General features: G+C 62.8%; 15 protein-coding genes and 1 pseudogene. 2 read left to right on the top strand and 14 right to left on the bottom strand.

All coding sequences use genetic code 11. The annotated features are described in order from the left end of the window. Nucleotides 1-9: 9 nt before the first annotated feature. From HUK65_RS10910 to HUK65_RS10885, 6 genes are all read right to left on the bottom strand, one after another. Nucleotides 10-1,365 carry a pilus assembly protein TadG-related protein gene (locus HUK65_RS10910; protein ID WP_179906250.1) on the bottom strand — a complete coding sequence of 452 codons (1,356 nt, stop codon included), beginning with the start codon at nt 1,363-1,365 and terminating at the stop codon, nt 10-12. 124 nt (nt 1,366-1,489) lie between these two features. After that, nucleotides 1,490-1,882, bottom strand: coding sequence for a TadE/TadG family type IV pilus assembly protein (locus HUK65_RS10905; RefSeq protein WP_179906248.1), 393 nt, complete (start codon nt 1,880-1,882; stop codon nt 1,490-1,492). Nucleotides 1,883-1,887: 5 nt separating this feature from the next. Further along, nucleotides 1,888-2,403, bottom strand: a complete 516-nt coding sequence (locus HUK65_RS10900; RefSeq protein ID WP_179906246.1) for a TadE/TadG family type IV pilus assembly protein — start codon at nt 2,401-2,403, stop codon at nt 1,888-1,890. Continuing rightward, nucleotides 2,403-3,569, bottom strand: a complete 1,167-nt coding sequence (locus HUK65_RS10895) for an AAA family ATPase (RefSeq protein WP_179906244.1) — start codon at nt 3,567-3,569, stop codon at nt 2,403-2,405. The genes HUK65_RS10900 and HUK65_RS10895 overlap by 1 nt, the downstream gene beginning before the upstream one ends. 64 nt (nt 3,570-3,633) lie before the next feature. Next, the gene (gene cpaB / locus HUK65_RS10890) at nt 3,634-4,458 is read right to left on the bottom strand and encodes a Flp pilus assembly protein CpaB (protein WP_179906241.1); all 825 of its coding nucleotides are present in this window, start codon (nt 4,456-4,458) and stop codon (nt 3,634-3,636) included. 469 nt (nt 4,459-4,927) lie between these two features. Continuing rightward, a complete protein-coding gene (locus HUK65_RS10885; RefSeq protein ID WP_179906239.1) occupies nt 4,928-5,140 on the bottom strand; it encodes a hypothetical protein in 213 nt (70 codons plus the stop codon). Between the two features lie 894 nt (nt 5,141-6,034). Between HUK65_RS10885 and HUK65_RS10880 the strand changes: the two genes are divergently transcribed. Continuing rightward, a complete protein-coding gene (locus HUK65_RS10880) occupies nt 6,035-9,253 on the top strand; it encodes a dockerin type I domain-containing protein (protein WP_179906237.1) in 3,219 nt (1,072 codons plus the stop codon). Nucleotides 9,254-9,299: 46 nt separating this feature from the next. Here the strand turns inward: HUK65_RS10880 and HUK65_RS10875 are convergent. Then, nucleotides 9,300-9,455: pseudogene (locus HUK65_RS10875) on the bottom strand (IS481 family transposase); the annotation flags it as partial. Nucleotides 9,456-9,730: 275 nt separating this feature from the next. Here HUK65_RS10875 and HUK65_RS10870 point away from each other — a divergent pair. Then, a complete protein-coding gene (locus tag HUK65_RS10870; RefSeq protein ID WP_327787111.1) occupies nt 9,731-10,684 on the top strand; it encodes a glutathione S-transferase C-terminal domain-containing protein in 954 nt (317 codons plus the stop codon). A 324-nt stretch (nt 10,685-11,008) separates the two neighbouring features. On the opposite strand, the gene HUK65_RS10865 is transcribed toward HUK65_RS10870, so the two are convergent. The 7 genes from HUK65_RS10865 to HUK65_RS10835 form a co-directional block, all read right to left on the bottom strand. Then, nucleotides 11,009-12,439 carry an MFS transporter gene (locus tag HUK65_RS10865; protein WP_327787110.1) on the bottom strand — a complete coding sequence of 477 codons (1,431 nt, stop codon included), beginning with the start codon at nt 12,437-12,439 and terminating at the stop codon, nt 11,009-11,011. Between the two features lie 111 nt (nt 12,440-12,550). Then, a complete protein-coding gene (locus HUK65_RS10860; protein ID WP_179906233.1) occupies nt 12,551-13,285 on the bottom strand; it encodes a GntR family transcriptional regulator in 735 nt (244 codons plus the stop codon). Between the two features lie 186 nt (nt 13,286-13,471). Continuing rightward, nucleotides 13,472-14,185, bottom strand: coding sequence for an isochorismatase family cysteine hydrolase (locus HUK65_RS10855; protein ID WP_179906231.1), 714 nt, complete (start codon nt 14,183-14,185; stop codon nt 13,472-13,474). A gap of 28 nt (nt 14,186-14,213) precedes the next feature. After that, nucleotides 14,214-15,266, bottom strand: coding sequence for an ABC transporter ATP-binding protein (locus HUK65_RS10850; protein WP_179906229.1), 1,053 nt, complete (start codon nt 15,264-15,266; stop codon nt 14,214-14,216). Then, complete coding sequence (locus HUK65_RS10845) at nt 15,263-16,417, bottom strand: ABC transporter ATP-binding protein (protein ID WP_235441961.1); 1,155 nt, start codon at nt 16,415-16,417, stop codon at nt 15,263-15,265. The genes HUK65_RS10850 and HUK65_RS10845 overlap by 4 nt, the downstream gene beginning before the upstream one ends. Before the next feature lie 10 nt (nt 16,418-16,427). Next, complete coding sequence (locus HUK65_RS10840; protein ID WP_235441956.1) at nt 16,428-17,336, bottom strand: ABC transporter permease; 909 nt, start codon at nt 17,334-17,336, stop codon at nt 16,428-16,430. A 24-nt stretch (nt 17,337-17,360) separates the two neighbouring features. Further along, entirely contained in the window at nt 17,361-18,317 is a 957-nt protein-coding gene (locus tag HUK65_RS10835) for an ABC transporter permease (RefSeq protein WP_179906227.1), read from the bottom strand. Between the last annotated feature and the right edge of the window lie 36 nt (nt 18,318-18,353).

The following is an 18,353-nucleotide window of genomic DNA, read 5'->3' as shown; positions in this document are numbered from 1 at the left end:
CGGTTGGCGCTACTCGATGATGGCAACCGTCTCGATCGCCGGAATATCCTTTGTTCCGGCATCGGCACAATCCGAACCAAGCGTTGAATTTCCGGTAAAGGTTATCTGCTGGCCGATGACCTGGGTGCATCCGCCGACCGTTCGCGAATTGCCGGTCAGCTCTATGCTTGCCGAAGGCGCATAGACCGCCCCGTGGATCGTCGATCCGGATGTCCCGGCAACACGATGTGTGATGCCACTTTGGTCACGGCCGCTGAAGAACAAAAGCCCGGAGAAAGGGCCTGAGGTCGGTGCCGCGAGCGTAAGTTGGGCATTGCCGCCCAGGCGCAGCCGCGCATTTCCGGCCAGGAAGAACGTGACGCCCTCGCCATGCAGCCCTGCCGCGCCGGATGAATCGATTTCGCCGCTGTTGATGGTGAAGTCTCCGCTCTCGATGATATACAGCCCGGGCGCGAAGGTGACATTTCCCTTGATGTCCAGACCATTGCAGAAGCGCATCGAATTCACGCCGCTGGGATGGGTATCGGTGGGCGTGAGGGTCGTCGCCTGATTCGGGTGGCCCTGATTCCTGTTGCGACAGGTGCCGACACGGGCCGGTTCTGCGACGCTTTCATAGGGATCGCGCACAGCCGGGGCAAATTCCCGCACCTCCGGGCAGCCGGTCAGTTGCAACTGACTGGTCACCACCGACCGGCCGACCGCATGGGCACAATTCGCAGTCAGCGCCGCCGAATTGCCTGACATGAGCAATGCGTCGGCGGCGTTTGAATTGGAGGCGATATCGCAACCGTTCAGCCCCACCGAGGTCGAGCCGGTCACGGTTACGGCGCCTGGTGCCAGAGGCGAGAGCGCCAGCACACAAGCAACGGACCCCGTGGCCGTTATCTGCGCAACGGCCCGGGCACTGATCTCCACCGGGTCATTTCGGACAAGCAGCGAGAAATATCGTCTCTGCGTCTGGTTCAGGGTCACTTCGACACTGTCGGGGTTGTTGGCGGCGGGGCCGGCCTGGGGTGGGGTGTTGACCTGGATGATCCCGGTGTCGGCATTGAATCCGCCTTCGACGGCAACATGGGTCGCGGCCGCTTCGATCTCGGCGGGATTGTCCCTCGCCCGCAGGCGGGCAGCCCCCGCATGTGCGGCCAGGTCCGCGGCATGCTGCAGCTTGCGTTGTGTCATGAACTGATAGCCGGTTTCCGCACCTATACCCATGCCCAGGACCATGACGGGCAGCGCCACGGCCAGCATCACCGCAGTGGCGCCACTTTCATGGGCAAGAAACCGGCGCGGGCTGTTTGCAGGTTTCCCGCGCCAGCTTCCCACGCATTGTGCTGACAGAATGATCACCGCTCTGAGCAGTTTCATGGCGTTCGCTCCCCTGCTGCAATGGCGCCCGGCGGGCGCAAACCGGCATGGCGCATTGGCCCCCTGCCCGGCACATGGCCGTATCGGCGCAGACCCGCGCTGCTGTTGAGGTGCAGCCGGGCCGTCATGGCGTCGGCACCATGCGCTCTACCCGCACCCTCAGGTCCCGGCTTCCAAGGGCCGGGATGATGAGGGTCAGCGGAAGGCTGACACTGAGGTCGCGCACCGGGGATGCGCCGCTGCTGTCGTGGCTTGTGAGGATCTCCAGGCCGGTGGCATTCGCCAGCCCCAGATTCGCCCTTATTTCTGCCCGAACCTCCTCATCCGAGACTTGAGGGTTCAGGTGGATCAACCGCACGCCCCGATCCAAGGCAAAGGACAGTTCGTTTGCCACATGCAGGGCGCGGCCCAGTTCCAGCGTTCCGACACAGAGGACGATGGCCAGCAGACCGACGATGGAGAACTCGACCGCCGTCGCCCCCGATTCATCCCGCCAGTGGCGCCGAATACCCCGCATACCCATCACCTGACCTGTACCCGCGCCCGGGAGGCGACGGCCATGTTCGGCAGGATCAGGCCCGTGGCGACGGTATCTGCCCGCAGCGTATAGAAAATATAGGTTGGCTTCTGCCCGGAGCAGTTTGTCGCGCAGGCCACCGTGACTTCGGGGGCGTCGGGGCAGGCACATTCCTGAACAACGCTGACCGAAAGCGCAGCCGCGCTGCCCGCCCTGGTCAGGCTGCCATGCGATGCCGCGTCAAGCACATCAAGCACAGCCTGGGTTCCCGGATTCATGGTGGCGGCCTGCGCGCCCGTCCGTACGATATGATCGAGCGCCATCCGGTCACGAACCGCCAGACCGATATCCGCCATCGCCACCAGAGCGAAGACGACAACCGGCGCGACAAGCGCGAACTCGATCGCCGCAACGCCTCGCTGGTCCCTGGCGAACCGAACGGCGCCGTGCAGCCATCGCGCAAGGAGCAGCCTGACCATGCGGTTGTCTCTGGCAGGGATCATGTCATGCCCGTGCTTCATCATCCCCTCCGGAAGCTGAAGCGCCGGGACAGCTTCTGCGCGCCCTCTGTGCCCAGCAGCTCACGCGAAAGCTTGGCCAACTCCCGCGATGCGGCGGATCGCGGGGCAATTTCCGGGATCGTCTGGCCCGTGTTTACGGCCTTTCCGAAAACCGCAGGATCGGATCTGACGATGACTGTCGGCTTGAATTGCAGCGCCTCGACAAACGCGGCGGGCGCAAGCTCGGGGCGCTTGCGCTGCCCGACCTGATTCAGCACGAGTTTCGGCGCCGGATCATTCGGACGCGAACGCACCAGAAAGTCCAGAAGCGCCCGGGTATTGCGCAGGCTGATCAGGTCCGGCTGCGCGGTAACGACCACGTCATCAGCCATGAGCAGCGCCTCCTTCACGGTCGGCGACCAGGCGCCTGGCAGGTCCAGCACGGTGTTGCGAAAGCCGTCCCGCGCGAGCTCGACCAGCTTGCGCAAGGAGGCAGCGGGAAGCTCTGCTTCGGCAAGCGCCGCCGAAGGCGCCAGAAGCTGCAGATGCTTTCCGCGCGCAATCAGCAGACGGTCCAGCAGCGCCGTATCCATTTGCGCAGCATCCTGCATCACATCGGTCAGCTTGTGCTGCGTCCTGACATCAAGCGCGAGCGATGCAGCACCGAATGCCATGTCCAGATCGGCAAGCATGACGGGCTTCTCTTCGCGGGCAGCCATCAGCCAAGCGACATTGTGCGAGATGACTGACGACCCCGCCCCCCCTTTGGAGGGGATGAACGCATAGGTCTTGCCCTTGGTGGCTTGGCGACCGTCCTCGTATAGCCCGCGCAGGCTTGCCACGACCCCGACCGCATCGACCGGAGCAACAAGGTAATCCGAAACCCCAAGCTGCATCACGCATTTGTAAAGGGTCACATCGTTGGTTTGTCCGATGACAAGAACCAGTGTCCTAGTATCGCAGACTTCCGCCAGGGCGGGCAGTTCTGCAAGCACATCGCGTTCGACCTCGACGATCAGCACATCCGGGGTGACATGCGCGCGGTAATGCGCCACGGCGGCGGCGATACCGCCAGACAGTATTTCCCCCTGCGCGCGCGCAAGATGGCGGTCTGCCAAAGCGCGCTCCACCGCCGCGCTTGCGGTCGGCGAATGGACAAATGCGCGAATTGAGACATGGGGGATCATTCGGGTCTTCCGCTTCCAACGCGAGTGCATTCTGCCCGGGCCGCGCCTGGCTGGCCCGCGCCGCTTACTGAAATGCGACGGTTTCCACCTCTGTCCCACGGCGCACACGCACCGTTCTGGGCAGGTCCTTCGGCTCTGCAACAGACGCGAGGGGAACGGCCTCCTCGCGGATGGGGCTGACCTCAGGCTCGGGTTCGATCAGGTGGTGGTCTGCCGCCGATCGCAGGGCAAGCGACAACATGCCGGACGCCGCAGCGGCAAGCACAACCTCCACCTGCCCCTCGGCAAGCTCGAGCGTGGCGGTATTGCCGACCACGGCGTCCGCATCGGCGCGATCAACGAGCTGATCTATGGCCAGGACCCGAATATTGCGGGCGATCACGCGACTGGCCGCCCCCCTCCTGCCATCAGTGTTTTCGGTCGAGGTAAGCAGGACATCCACCCGGTCATTGGGAAGCACAAACCCCCCGGCCGTGCTCTCGGCGCTGACACGCAGCGCGAGGGCCCGCCGCCCCTCAGGCAGGTTAGAGGACAGGAGTCGTGCATCGTTTTCGACAAGCCGTTCAATGCGGATGGGCTCTCCGGCTGAAAACCCGCCGCGCACAAACTTGCCTGTCAGCTCCGTTGGCGCGTCCGGCAGTTCATCGCGCACAAGAAGGGCGCTGCCTACGGCGAATTCCGGCCAGGACTGCCAGCGCACCGTGTTCGACGTGACAACGTCTCCATGCGCAAGGTCTGTCCCGGCGACCAGCACCTCGCGCATGGGCACGGCAATCTCGGGCTCTGTGATGCTGGCGACAGCCTGCCCCGAGTCCCCGCTATCGATCATCAGCGCCGTGGCCAGGGACCCAGAGCCGAGTGAAAGTACCAGAATTGCAAAGCGCATCATTGTTTAAGGTTCCTTGTCCTGAGTGCAATTCAGAAAAATGCAAGAGCACGACCAGGCATTTCAAAGTACAGCCCTGGCGGCTCTGATGACGTGTCCCACCCGATAGGCCATGCCGCAGCCCAGAGTACCAGGCAGACACTGACGGGACCCTGCATCCTCGCCACGCGGCAGCGTCCGGCGCCTCGGCGAGATGTATCGCCGTCTGCAGTGGTCGCGGTGGCAGAGTGGAGAATTCTTCGGAACACGTCTGTTTCTCTTGCAGCAATACGACCGATTTGTTTGAGCGCCGTGATCGCCCCCTGATACTCGAGGCGCCGGATGTTTCCTATTTGGCCAGATGGCCGAGGTATCCATCTTGCCCGCCTCCCCGGTTGGACAGAAACTGCCCTGCCCGCTTCGCTGCAAAGTCAACTGGGCCCAGGCCATCACCCCACCGACGACGAGGCAGGGAGAATCTCTGAGCAAGGTGCTACTGGCGTGCGACCTCGGCGACACTCGCAACGGTCTTGTTGCCAGGCTCGGCAGCCTCTGGCTTGCCGCGAGGAAACACGCAAATCAACGTCGCCAAAGCGACCATTCCAATTGTTCCGCCCAGCGAATAGAGCAGGACGGCGACCCAGAGCGGGCTTCCTGCGAACAGGCCCATCCCGGCAATCAGCGCGCCAGTGGTCATGCCTGTCATGACATATCCAAGAACCATCCTGCGTTCCCTTCATCGTTGCGGCACCCGCTCTGGATGCCCGGGAGCACCCCCCATCATTTCTACGCGGCGCGACCAGGGACCGATAGCTGGCCTGATGGACAACCCCGGACCCGGCCACCTGGTCAGTCCGGCCGCGGACGCTGTGCGGGCGCCGAGGGTGGTGGCCAGTTCTTCGCAGGGGGCAAAGCTGCGCCTGCCCCGCATCCGCTGGTGAACCGGCCCGCGGGAGTTCCCGGCGGCTTGCAGACCGCGCCCGCTTCTGGTCCCGATGGCCCCGGTTCGGCCCGGGCCGTGCCGATGGCCTGAGCACCGCCTGCCCCCCGCGCGCGCCCCGTTCCGAAACCGGCAACACCCCAACCCGCACCTGCCCCGATGACCTGCCCCTGCCCCCTGCCCTGTCTCTCCGGATGGGCAGGAGATTCGCGCAGGACGGGTATAGGGCGGCGGCATACACGCAAGGCCCGAGCGCGGGATTCTCCACCCGGCGGCACAAGGCTCCTGAGCCAAGCCTATGAAATGGTGAAACATTCCCCCCGGGCCCGGCATGCCCAGACGGTCAAGCCATCAGGCCCGGTTTATTCCGGGCCCGAATGAAGACAACTGTGTCCTCGCAACAAGAACCGCCCGATCGACGACACCAGAACCTGCCAGCACCGCGCCTGCGCATCACCCCCATGACAAGCGCAGACCCTGCCTTGCCATGCCCCCGACCCGCGCTTTGCCGTGCGTGACCGGCCTGACCGGAGACCCGCCACACCCCGAAACCGCTGACGACGCGCCACCGTCGCCAGCGAACGGAAGCGGTCTGTCTGGCGATCGACGGAAACCGGAACGGCCCCGCCGGAAATGTGGCCAGACGCATCAGGTGACCCCATGAGCAACGCGCGCATATCGATTTCCTATCAGGACCTTCTCACGGTTGGCAGCGAGGTTTCCAAGAACGCCTTTGGCGGCATATACACCTCTTACCGACCCTTCGAAAACTACCAGAACGTCTCCGTCGAGCTTGGGACGACCTTGCTCCGCTGGCCGGGCGGCACGCTTTCCGAGGATCGCGAAGACAGATACGGCCTTGAATTCCATGCCCTTCAGAACCCGGATATTCCGCGTCCTGACTTGATCGACCTTGTCGAAACGACAAATGACAACAACCAGACACTTTCGGTCATCATTCCGACAAAACGCTACTTATCGGACGTAGACTCAGCCGCCGCTGAAACGGCTGCCTTCATGGACAGGCTGACCAATGGCGATTTCGGCGCGATACGGAACGAGTTGATCCTCGAGATCGGCAATGAATTCTACGCACATTTTGACGATGTCGAGGGCTACGCCAGAATCTCCGAGGCCATACTCAGCGAAATCAAACGCTCGAAGGATGAGAACCCTGAATTCTACTCCGCGAACAAGATCACCGTTGCCATGCAGATGGCGCGGAACCACAACGAAGACGCCCTGCTGAGAGAGCACCTCTCGGACGATGCCAAATCGGTGATCGACTACATGCGGACCCACCGTTTGTCCGTTCGCTTCGAATCGTCAAATCACAGGATCGATGGCGATCAGGAGCGTTTCGCGCTCTGGTCGCAGGCTATTGAAGACGCCGGGGGCAATACCCCGGGGCTTTATGTTTCGGCATGGAACTCCGCCTCTTGGACAAGAAACGAGGCTCTGGAGAGCTTCATCCTTGAACATGAGAAGCACGATGTCTCCGCTCCGGACATCTCCCCCACCGATTTGGCTGAAAGGACAAACCTCCGGTTCGAGGATTTCTGGGAGAACGGGCGCATCACGTTGGATAACGGGCAGACAGTCTATACAACTCACGGCTTGGCCAATCGTGACTATGGAGCGGCCAAGGAATCTCACATACTGGAGATATTCACCTCCTACGCGTATCATGGTCTTGACGTTGCAGCGATCTACGGGGTCGACATCATCCATCCCAGCGCTTTTGGCGTTGTTAACGATACAGGGACTTCGCTTCTTGGCGGTGCGGGTGCCTTCGGTCTGATGTCCCGCTACCTCCCGGGCCTATCGGTAACGCAACTGCACTCAGAGAATACCCGGCCCTCCGGGCACTCGGAAGAAATCAACACCTGGGGCTACAATAGTGACGATTACGCGGTCCTTTTCTTTGGCGCAAATGCGTTCTCCAATCTGACCGAAACGCTCGAGGTTGAGGTCAACCTCGAATTTCTCCCCGTCAGCGTCTGGGGAAAGACCATCAAGCACGAAACCCCTGAGGACTGGCGAGAAATATTTGGCGTCCCAAATTCGGTGATAGGGGAACAGAGCGAGGAAGCGAAGCTCTACTCATCGCCATCGATCGAACCCCTGGAGTTTTCCGTCAAGGATGGTGTGCTTAGCTTCACCTTCGCGCAGGACTTCGAAACCGCTGCGTTCATTTTTGCCCATAACGAAAGCGGCGCGGCGCAGATTGGCGAAAAGTCCACGCAAGAAGCGACCAAGCTTTCCTCCAGCCTGAACTCGCCGAATGCCATAACCATCAACGATTCCCAACGCTTCTTCGGCGACGCGTCGGACAACCTTATCCTGGTGAATGGATCATGGAACGAGGTAGGAGGCGGCGCAGGAAATGATGTCATCGTGGTTTCAGGCAGTCAGGGAAACACAATCTGGGGCGGGGAAGGCGACGATGTGATCATCGCCGTTCGCGGCGACAATATCCTGAATGGCGGACCAGGCAATGACCGCATTATTGGCGGCACTGGCAATGACGTGATCTATGGCGGCGAAGGTGACGACATCATTTCCGTAGTTTCAGGGGACAATCGAATTTACGGCGGCTCCGGCGCGAATATCATTTTCGGCGGCACCGGAGATGATGAGATCTCCGTTTATGTTTCCGATACCTCCGCAGAGCCGGGGGCGGAGGGGAGCTTTATTTACGGGGTGGCCGGGAAGAACACGCTGACCGGCGGATATGGTTCCGACACGATCATAGGGGGTTCAGGGAATGACCTGATTACGAGTTACGGCGACTCCAACGCGATTTTTGGCAATGGCGGTCATAACACTGCTCATCTGTATGGCGATCGTGACCAGTACTTTGCAGGCATCGGCCGTGAACACGTTTTCCTGCATGGCGCTTCGAGCGAGATTTATATCGAGTCGACTTCGAAGGTTATCAGAATCGAGAACTTCTCGAGTGATGCCGGCCACAGCATATTCTTTGAAACGCCAGATCAGGCAGGTTTCGCCGATAATCCGCAACAGTTTGTCCAAGATCATGCCACCGTGAATCAATGGGGAAATGTCGAGATCACTCTGAAATCGGGGGAACAGCGCGTGATCCTTCCAGGCTTCAGGGACATCGACATGCTGGCGGAGCATATCGGATTCTGGACGCCGTCACAGCGGCTGGATGATCTTGTGGGGAAGTATTCCGAGTATCTTGATACGTCGTCGATCTTTTCTGTATCTGCCTTTGAAGGTGACCTCATATCGGAATCTGAGGCACCGGAAGATGACAGCCCAGCAACATATGATGACATTGCAGGTTCCGGGATTTCTGAAGAACCTTCGGATACTCCCGAGGCAGTCGTGCGCCCGGAGTTGACGGTCAAGATACATGGCGCGCGTATTGACGACCTTTCGCTGAAGAACGCAGCTGGTGAGGTATCCGTTGTCGGCACCAAATCGTCCAAGAACGAATTCAAATTCAACATGCAAGAGCATCAGGATATCGACGATCTTCTGAGCCTTACGTTTTCGACATCTTCAGTTGCAAGGCCAACTGCGGCGGATGCTCTTGATATCCTCCGACTTGCGGTCGGGTTGCCCGCGCGGTTTGGTGACAGTTCCGCTCTGGAGCTGATTGCCGCTGATGTGAATGGGGATGGCAGAGTATCGGCGTCTGATGCGCTGATGGCCCTCAGGATGGCAACGGGTATTCTGGAGCCTGACCCAATTCAGGTGTATCACCTTTTGTCCAACGACGATGGCTTTCACAGGGTCGACAGTGATCACGGGCTGAACGTGGCGGATGTGCCTCATAACTGGGAGCTGGACCTTTACGGGGTTGGCTTGGGTTCACTTGGCACTATCCCGGTCCTGGAGGTGTTTTAGCAGGCTGCTGAAAAAGTCATTCGTCTCTAAACGTTCAGGTGTCCACTTAACCTTCTTGACTGACGAATGGCATGACGGTTTCGATGGGTCGTCGGCCCATGTTGCGATATCCGAGGTGCGGTCGCTCGGTGTTGTAGAACACGAGCCACGCGTCGAGGTCAGCCTGCAGCGCCTCGACGCTGTCGTAAAACCGCTCGCGCATCCTGTTGCCGACCGCCGGGACATCCGGCACAGGAGGCCGGCGAAGGCGGTGCCCCTGCCGGTGGTGCAGGCGTGACGGGTCGGCAGGCACCGGACCCACCTGTTGGTCTTGCAAGACCCCACTGAACACTGGGAAATGAGTTACGGCTTGCACGGACACGCATCCTGCATCACCCTTGGTGGCGTTGAGGGAGAAAGATGAGCAATTCCATAGGTGATGCCTCCGTCGAGGAAGATCAGACCGATGCCTCCGCCCGCCGCGCGCGTGGCGAATTCGTGCGTGGCATCAGTGGGTTTCGGCATGCAATCGGCGATCCGGACTTCCCTGCGGAGCCCGGGCGCTATCATTTGTTCGTCGCGCTCAACTGCCCGTGGTGTCATCGCGTCACCCTGGCGCGCAGCATGCTGGGTCTTGCGGGCAGCATCACCATGGACGTCGCCTTTCCAAACCGGACCGGGGACGGTGACCCGGCGGGGCCAGGCTTCTGGGAATTCAGCCCCGACCGCATCTCAACCCTGACCGGGGCACCTCTGCCCGAATGTACGGCCGAGACCGGAACCGGAAGGGGTTTGCGCCTTGCCAGGGACATCTACCGTGCAGAAGGTTCTGACGAACAATCGGTCCCGATCCTGTATGACAAGCGCACGGGCAGGATCATCAACAATGAAAGCGCCGAGATCGTCCGGATGCTGAACGGGACGGCGGCAGGTCTTGGCAGTTCCCTGCCCGATGCCGAACGCCCTGATCTATACCCTCAGGACACCGCAAGGCGCAGCGAAATCGACACGCTAAACGCGTTCATCTACGTTGCCATCAACAACGGTGCCTACAAGGCCGGGTTTTCCTCGGACCAATCCGTATACGCGGCGGCGTTCGAGACCTATTTCGATGCCCTCGCATACCTGGAGGACCGGCTTTCCGATGGACGGCCATTCCTGATCGGCAACACCTTCACCGAAGCCGACCTGCGCCTGTTTCCGACGCTCTACCGGCATGACCCTGTCTATTACCTTCGGATGAAGCTCAATGGCGCGAAGACACTGGATTACCCGCATCTGTGGCGGTGGCTGTGCCGGGTCCATGCCTTGCCCGGCGTTGCGGAGAGCGGCTCGCTGATCCACTGCAGGCAAGGGTATTTCGGCCGCTCGTGGAATGGGGTTGTTCCCCTGGGCCCGACCAGTCCGATGCCCTATCCAGAGGCTTATGCACACCCGGAGCTTGCCAGATAAGGCAGGGTGAGACAGCGACCACCTTGGTGAATTGCATCTTCTGACAGGCATAGGGCCGAACGTCATCTCGGGCTTCCGAAGATGGCCTATACCATCAGGGAGGCATCGGTGGGTCGATGCCGCGGTGGCAAAAGGCAGACACATCGCGGTGCGGGCGTGATGCGGTCTGGTGTTTGCGATGGAGACCAGCCTGGCACGAAACCTGATGCCGGACAAAGCATGGGCGCAAGGGGTTGCCGCTTGACCGTGTGCGCGCGTCCGTCGAAATCTGTCGCCCGGGGTCATCACCAAAGCAGCATTTGCGATCCAAAGCCCCGGGCCATGCTATTGCTGACCGGAGTGACGGACGCCGCTTGCGCGCACCAGCGTGGCGACGATTGCAATGCCGCAGAACGCCATGGCCAGTGCCATCAGCGGTGACAGGTCGAACTCCACGCTGGCGCCGATCAACAAGGCAGCCAGCGCCGCGCCGAAGGACTGGCCCAGAACCCGTGCCGTGGATTGCATGCCGCTGGCGCCACCGCTGCGGGCACGCGGTGCCGTGGTCATGACCACCTTGTTATTGGGGGCCTGAAACAACCCGAAGCCCGCGCCGCAGATGGTCAGGCGCCAGATCAGGTCGAAATTCTCGGGGGCTTCGGGCAGCAGGAGCAGCCCCAGGAAGCCCAGTCCAAGCAGGACCATCCCGATCACCGACAGGTATTCCGCCGAATACCGATCCGCAAGCCGACCGGCGAACGGGGCGATGATGGCCGTTGCCACCGGCCACGGTGTCAGCAACAGCCCTGTTTCGACCGCCGTGCGCCCCAGCACATTCACCAGGAAGAACGGCAGCGAAACAAAGACGATGAATTGCGCCGTGAAGGAACAGATCGACGCGATGATGGCCATGGCAAAGGGACGGATACGCAACAGGTCCACCGGCAGCATCGGCGCGGCAGAACCCATCATCCGCCAGGTGAGCGCCACCATAGCGCACGCAGCCCCGATGAATTGCAGCGCAATGACGGTGGTGAACCCATCGCGGCCCAGTGCCGTCAGCCCGGTGATCAGCAAGCCGAAGGCCGCACCATTCAACAGCGCGCCGATCCAGTCAAAGCGCCGCCAGGTCCCTTCCATCCGCGGCAGGGTCAGCACCCCCGAGGCAAGGATTACAAGGCACAGCGGGACATTGATCAGAAACAACCATTGCCAGTTGGCCACCGACAGGATCGCCCCGGCGACTGTCGGCCCCGAGGCCGCCGAGATCCCCACGATCAGCGAGATATTGGCGATCCCGCGCCCGATCTGGTTTGCAGGCATGATATGGCGCACCATGGCGCCGTTGATGCTCATCAAGGCACCGGCGCCCAGGCCTTGCAGGACACGCGCGGCGCTGAGCGCCTCGATGGTCTGGGACTGCGCACACAGAAAGGAGGCGCCCCCGAACAGGAGCACGCCAAAGAAATAGACCTTCCGAAAGCCCAGCGACTCGCCCAGCGCGGCAAAGGGCAAAAGCGAAATGACGACAGCAATCTGAAAGGCCGTGACCACGGTGATCGCCGCCGCCGGGCTGACGCCTTGCTCTGCGGCAATCGCCGGCAGGGCGACATTCATGATGGAACTGTCCAGCACCGCCATCATGATCGCTATGCCGATGGTCACAAAGGCCATTGTGCGCTGTGGTTGGGGCAGGCCGTCGGCCTCGGACGGATGGGCGGCGAGGGCCGGGCCTGCGGTTGAATCGCCTTGATCGCCTGGTCTGAAGATTTTCACTCTGAAGCCTTCTCTCGTGGCACCTGCCCGTTGCCGGGCAGCGAAACGGAACCATCCCACCGCTGAGGGCGGTGACGTTCGATAACGCCATGACGGGCCGACTGGCCGCGATCACGCGCTTCGGGTCAGGGGCGCGCGGGCGCTGTCCGTGTCACCGCCGTCGGCGGCGGGTTCTTCGCCCTGCCGGGCAGCAGCGTTGCGCTGTTCGATCTCGCGCCAGTGCCGCACGATCCGCTGCCCGTTCTGATAGACGTGCTCGCGGCACAGATCCTCGGCCCGCACCTGCTGGCCGCGCCGGATTGCATCCATGATCTGAGCGTGCTGCATGTGGTTGATCGACATCATCTCCGGGCTGATCCAGCGATAGCGGATCTCCTTGAGCAAGGGGATATCCTTGGTCCGGCGCAGGGCTGCCTGCACATGCTGGTTGCAGGATGCAAGCTCGACCGCCTCGTGGAACTCCTCGTTCAGGCCACGCCATTCATGATGCGCATCACGGGTCCAGATGCCTTCGCTGATCATCAGATCCGACCGCGACAGCACCGCGTGCAGACGATCGGACACCGTGTCATCCAGCCCGGTCTGCGCTGCAAGACGCGCCGCCAGCCCCGACAGGGTCGAGCGCAGCTCGTAGATACTTTCGATATCGGCGCTGTTGAACACCTGAACGGTGAAGCCGCTGTTGGGCGCGTAGCAAAGCAGCCCGTCCTGCGCCAGGATCGTCAGGGCACTGCGCACCGGCGTCCGTGACACGCCCAGCCTTTCGGCCAGTTCCACTTCGTTCATGCGCATTCCGGCGGGGTATTCACCCTCCAGAATGCCCTCCCTCAGGCGCCGTTCAATCATCTGGCTGCGTGTCGGCAATCGATACTCCTCCCGCTCGGACGCACTGCGGCACCTCCGGACCAGGAGTATAACCGCGCAAAACGCAATTTCGATGCCCATCGCCGGGGTGGGGTGCGCAAAAGTCATCTTGGCGCCCCACCCCTGCAGCCAGGCCTCAGCCCTGACCTTCTGGGCCGCATCCGACCGTCACTCGGCCGCGGCCAGGGCGGTGTTCTTCTGCATCAGGGCCACCAGCTCATCGGTGGTGAAGACATCGCCGAATGTGGCATAGATGCTCAGCAGGCTGGCGTGATGTTCCCGGTCGGTCATCGCGGCATTGGCGTCTTCGACCATGATGGTCTTGTAGTTCAGCATCATGGCATCACGCGCAGTGGATTCGCAGCAGACATTGGTGACCGTCCCGGTGATCAGCACCGTATCGATCCCCGAGGCCCGCAGCTTGTCCGCCAGATCGCTGGACCCCTGGATCAGGGCGCTGAACCGGCGCTTGTAAACCGTCACATCGGTCGGCTGATAGTCAAGGTCCGGGTGCAATTCGTGCCCGATGGCGCCCCAGTGCATGTTGGCCTGCCGGGTGGCGGCCTTTTCGGGGTCGTGGCTGCTCATGTCGAACCAGTGCGACCATTCGGTGCGCGTCTGATCGTCGATGGTGTTGCGCACCCAGAAGACCGTGCCCCCGGCCGCGCGCAGGGCCGCCGCCAGCTTGTTCACATTGGGCACGATGGACACGGCCTCGGGGACATAGGCGGCGGCGTGTTCCTCGACCATGAAGGCGTTTTGCAGATCGACCACGATCAGCGCCGTGGTTGCGGGGTTGAAATCGGCATGGATATGCGCCGTGCCGCGCCGTTCAAGCACACGGTCCATGATCTCTTGCGGGATTTCGAGTTTGGAATGCATGGGTCAGTCCTTTCCTTGGGGTGATGGGTCAGAGGGTCGTCACGGAAGCACCGGCCGGGGCCGGCGGGTCGAGTCTGTGGACATGGTGGCAGGACACATGCCCAAAGGCGCCACGCTGCGTCAGGCCCGGCTCCGACCTGTGACAGAGGTCGGTGGCAAAGGCGCAGCGCGGGGCAAAGGCGCAGCCCGCGGGCAGGTTGCGCATGTCGGGCGGGCTGCCGGGGATCGCCGCAATATCGCGGTCGCGCGGCTGACCGCTGACGGTCGAGGCCAGCATCCCGCGCGCATAGGGGTGCGAGGGGTTCAGAAGCACCTCCTCGGCGCTGCCGTATTCGACCACGCGCCCCGCATACATGACCGCGATCTTGTCGGCGATCTGCGCGGCAACGCCGAGGTCATGGGTGACAAAGATCGTGCCCATGCCCAGGTCCTGCTGCAACTGCTTGAGCAGGATCAGGATCTGGATCTGCACGGTCGCATCCAGCGCGGTCGTCGGCTCATCGGCCAGCAGAAGCTGCGGATAGCAGGACAGCGACACCGCGATCATCGCCCGCTGGCGCAACCCGCCGGACAGTTCATGCGGATAGGCCTTCAGCCGCCGTTCCGCCGAGGGGATCCGCACCAGCTCCAGCAGTTCCAGCGCCCGCGCCATGGCCTTTTCCCGGCTGGCGCCGGTGTGGCGGATCACCGTTTCCGCGATCTGGTCGCCGATGGTAAAGACCGGGTCCAACGCGGTCATCGGTTCCTGAAAGATCATGGAGATCCGCGCGCCGCGCAGCATGTTCAGCGCCCGGCGCGGCATCTTCAGCACATCCTCGCCCTGAAACCGCACCTGGCCGCGTATTTCCGACCGGCCCTGCGGCAAGAGCCGCATCAGGGCGCGCAGGGTCACGGATTTCCCCGACCCGGATTCGCCCAGAATGCACAGCACCTCGCCCGGGGCCAGCCCGAAGGAAACATCGCGCACCGCCGGGGTGCGCCCCGCGCGGCTGATGAAATCGACATGGAGGTTTTCGACCTCCAGCAGCGGAGCGGCGGCGGCCTGCGACGGATCGGCCACGATTTTCGACGGGGCGGTCATGCGCGCACTCCTTCCTTGCTGGTGCGATCCGGCCCGGGCGTGTCGGCGAAGGCGCTCGGCACCAGCCCGGGCCTGGCCTGCGCCCCTGCCCGCGTATGCCCTGATGCCGGATCGGCCATATGGCAGGCCACCACATGTTCGCTCGCGGCGGGAAGCGGGGTCAGCGCGGGGGCGGTCTGCGAACAGATCGTCTCGGCAAAGGGGCAGCGGGTGTGGAAGCGGCAGCCGCCCGGGGGATTGACCGGGTTGGGCGGATCGCCGGTGATCGGCGGCTCGGTCACACGCGCGCGCGGATCGGCATGCAGCTGCGAGGCCAGCAGGGCCCGGGTATAGGGATGCGTGGCGCTGGCATAGATGCGCTCGACCGGGCCGATCTCGACCACCTCGCCCAGGTACATCACCATCACCCGGTCCGAGATATACTGGACCACGTGCAGGTCATGCGAAATGAACAGATAGGTCAGGTTGAATTCGGCCTTCAGGCGCCGCAAGAGGTTGAGCACCTGCGCCTCGACCGATTTGTCCAGCGCCGAGACGGCCTCGTCCAGGATCAGCATCCGCGGATCCAGCGCCAGCGCCCGGGCGATGTTGACGCGCTGCTTCTGCCCGCCGGACAGCTCATGCGGGTAGCGCCCGGCGAACAGCCGCGCGGGCAGGCCGACCTGCTCCAGCAGGCTGATCGCATGGGCCCGCGCCTGGGCCCGGCCCATGCCGTGGACGCGCGGGCCATAGGCAACCGATTCCTCGATCGGCATCCGCGGGTTCAAGGACGAGGCGCTGTCCTGAAACACCATCTGCATGTTGCGGCGCAGGTCGCGCAGGCGCAGGCCGTCGCGCGCGCCGACCTCCAGCCCGTCGAAGATCAGCTCGCCGCTGTCGGGCGGGACCAGATGCATCAGCAGCTTGGCCAGGGTGGACTTGCCGCAACCGGATTCACCCACCACCCCCAGGGTTTCCCCTTTGCGCACTGCAAAGGACACATCATCAACCGCCCGGACCGAGGCAACAGTCCGCCCCAGCAGCCCCCCGGTGATGGGGAAATGCTTGCGCAGGTTGCGGGCGATCAGCATGGGCTGGCGCGGGCCGCCGCGGTCGCGGGGGTCGGCGGGCGCCGCCACCGTGGCCTTGGTGAGTTTGAAGAAATTCATCATGTCCGGCTCCTCATGCCTTGATGTCCATCGCCTGGCGCAACCCGTCGGACACGAGGTTGAACGACAGCGATACGATCAGGATCGCCAGGCCCGGCAGCGCACAGACCAGCGGCTGCATGTAGATGCCCTGGCGCAGGCTGGAGAGCATCTGCCCCCAGTCGGCGGTCGGCGGCGACACGCCCAGCCCCAGGAAGGACAGACCCGCCGCCAGCAGGATCGATACCGAGATCAGGCTGCTGGCATAGATCAGCACCGGCGGCAGCACATTGCCCACCACATGGGTCAGGATGATCGAATGCACCGGCGCCCCGCTGGCACGCGCGGCATCGACGAAATCCAGGGACCGGATTTGGCTGGCCGCTGTCTCGGCGATCCGGCAAAGCGAGGGGATGAAGACCAGCGTCAGCGCCAGCAGCCCGCTGCCCATGCCGCCGCCCAGCGTGCCCGAGATCGCCACCGCCAGCAGCACCGACGGAAAGGCATAGAACACATCCATGGTCCGCATGACGATCATGTTGACCGCGCCGCCCATGAACCCGGCGATGACCCCCAGCAATCCGCCCACCGCCACCGCGATGACCACGGGCAGGATCCCCATCAGCAGGCTTGTCCGCGCCCCCCAGATAAGCCTGGACAGCATATCCCGCCCCAGCTCATCCGTGCCCAGGATATGCCCTTCGGTGCCGATGGGGCGCAGCCGCGCCAGCATCGAGGTCGCATAGGGGTCATGCGGGGCGACCCAGGGGGCCAGGACAGCGGTGCCCACCGCAGCCACGATTACCGCCATGAAGAACAGCGTCACCGGGTCATGGCGCAGGCGTTCGCGCACATTGCCCCAGTAGCTGCGCCGTTCCCCGCGCGGCACATCCTCGCCCGGGGCTGGCACGGCAAGGGATGGATTGGTGGTCATTTCGGACATTGGACTGGCCTTTCGGATGCGCGATCAGGACCGCTTGATGCGCGGATCGACAAGCGTTTGCAGCAGATCGACGATCAGGTTGATCGCCACGAACGAGAGCGCGAGGATCAGGATCGTGCCCTGCAGGAGCGGGATGTCGCGGGTCAGGATCGCGCGCGACATGACCAGCCCGGTGCCGGGCCAGTTGAACACGGTTTCGATCAGGATCGACCCGCCGATCAGATAGCCAAGCTGCAACCCCATCACCGCCAGCATCTGCGGCAGCGCGTTGCGCAGGGCGTGCAAGACCACGCGCCCCTCGCCCAGGCCCTTGGCGCGCAGCAACTGCACGTAATCCTGGCTGAGCGTATCGGCCACGGCCGAGCGCGTGGACCGGGTGACAACGCCCAGCGGGATCATGGCCATCGTCACCATGGGCAGGATCGCATAGCGCGCCTGGTCCCATTCGAACCAGCTGAACCCGTCGGACCCGTCGCCGCCCATGCCCGTCGCAGGCAGCAACCGCCATTGCACCGAAAACAGGATCACCAGCACAATGCCCATCCAGTAGTTGGGGATGGACACACCCAGGGTCGAGATCGAGGTGGCGACCTTGTCCACCGGCTTGCCCAGGTTGAAGGCTGCCAGCGTGCCGAAGATGGTGGCCAGCACGAAGGCCACGATCACGGCGGCCACTGCGATCATGAGCGTGTTGCCGAAGGCGCGCGTAACCTCGTTCAGGACGGGGCGGTTGGACTGCAGGGATGTGCCCAGATCCCCGGTAACGGCACGCGCCAGCCAGTCGAAATACTGGAACACGACCGGCTTGTCGAACCCATAGAGGCGCCGGATCGCGGCGATGTCCTCGTCGCTGGCATCGGGCGGGATCAGCGACTGGATCGGATCCCCCGGCGCCAGATAGACCAGCGAAAAACAGATGATCGAGACGCCCAGCGCGATGGGGATCGCATAGAGCACCCGCTTGGCAATATAGAGCCACATGGCCGTTTTCCTTGCTTTGGGCAGACCCGGTCCAAG

Origin of the sequence: Rhabdonatronobacter sediminivivens (genome assembly GCF_013415485.1) — a bacterium.
GTDB lineage: Bacteria > Pseudomonadota > Alphaproteobacteria > Rhodobacterales > Rhodobacteraceae > Rhabdonatronobacter > Rhabdonatronobacter sediminivivens.
The sequence above is the reverse complement of the archived record's forward strand: the minus strand, read 5'-3'. Positions and strand labels throughout refer to the sequence as shown.

Coding starts and splice junctions, on each gene's coding strand:
- HUK65_RS10910 (WP_179906250.1), bottom strand. CDS start 1,365: ATGAAACTGCTCAGAGCGGTGATCATTCTGTCAGCACAATGCGTGGGA.
- HUK65_RS10905 (WP_179906248.1), bottom strand. CDS start 1,882: ATGCGGGGTATTCGGCGCCACTGGCGGGATGAATCGGGGGCGACGGCG.
- HUK65_RS10900 (WP_179906246.1), bottom strand. CDS start 2,403: ATGAAGCACGGGCATGACATGATCCCTGCCAGAGACAACCGCATGGTC.
- HUK65_RS10895 (WP_179906244.1), bottom strand. CDS start 3,569: ATGATCCCCCATGTCTCAATTCGCGCATTTGTCCATTCGCCGACCGCA.
- cpaB (WP_179906241.1), bottom strand. CDS start 4,458: ATGATGCGCTTTGCAATTCTGGTACTTTCACTCGGCTCTGGGTCCCTG.
- HUK65_RS10885 (WP_179906239.1), bottom strand. CDS start 5,140: ATGACAGGCATGACCACTGGCGCGCTGATTGCCGGGATGGGCCTGTTC.
- HUK65_RS10880 (WP_179906237.1), top strand. CDS start 6,035: ATGAGCAACGCGCGCATATCGATTTCCTATCAGGACCTTCTCACGGTT.
- HUK65_RS10860 (WP_179906233.1), bottom strand. CDS start 13,285: ATGATTGAACGGCGCCTGAGGGAGGGCATTCTGGAGGGTGAATACCCC.
- HUK65_RS10855 (WP_179906231.1), bottom strand. CDS start 14,185: ATGCATTCCAAACTCGAAATCCCGCAAGAGATCATGGACCGTGTGCTT.
- HUK65_RS10850 (WP_179906229.1), bottom strand. CDS start 15,266: ATGACCGCCCCGTCGAAAATCGTGGCCGATCCGTCGCAGGCCGCCGCC.
- HUK65_RS10845 (WP_235441961.1), bottom strand. CDS start 16,417: ATGATGAATTTCTTCAAACTCACCAAGGCCACGGTGGCGGCGCCCGCC.
- HUK65_RS10840 (WP_235441956.1), bottom strand. CDS start 17,336: ATGTCCGAAATGACCACCAATCCATCCCTTGCCGTGCCAGCCCCGGGC.
- HUK65_RS10835 (WP_179906227.1), bottom strand. CDS start 18,317: ATGTGGCTCTATATTGCCAAGCGGGTGCTCTATGCGATCCCCATCGCG.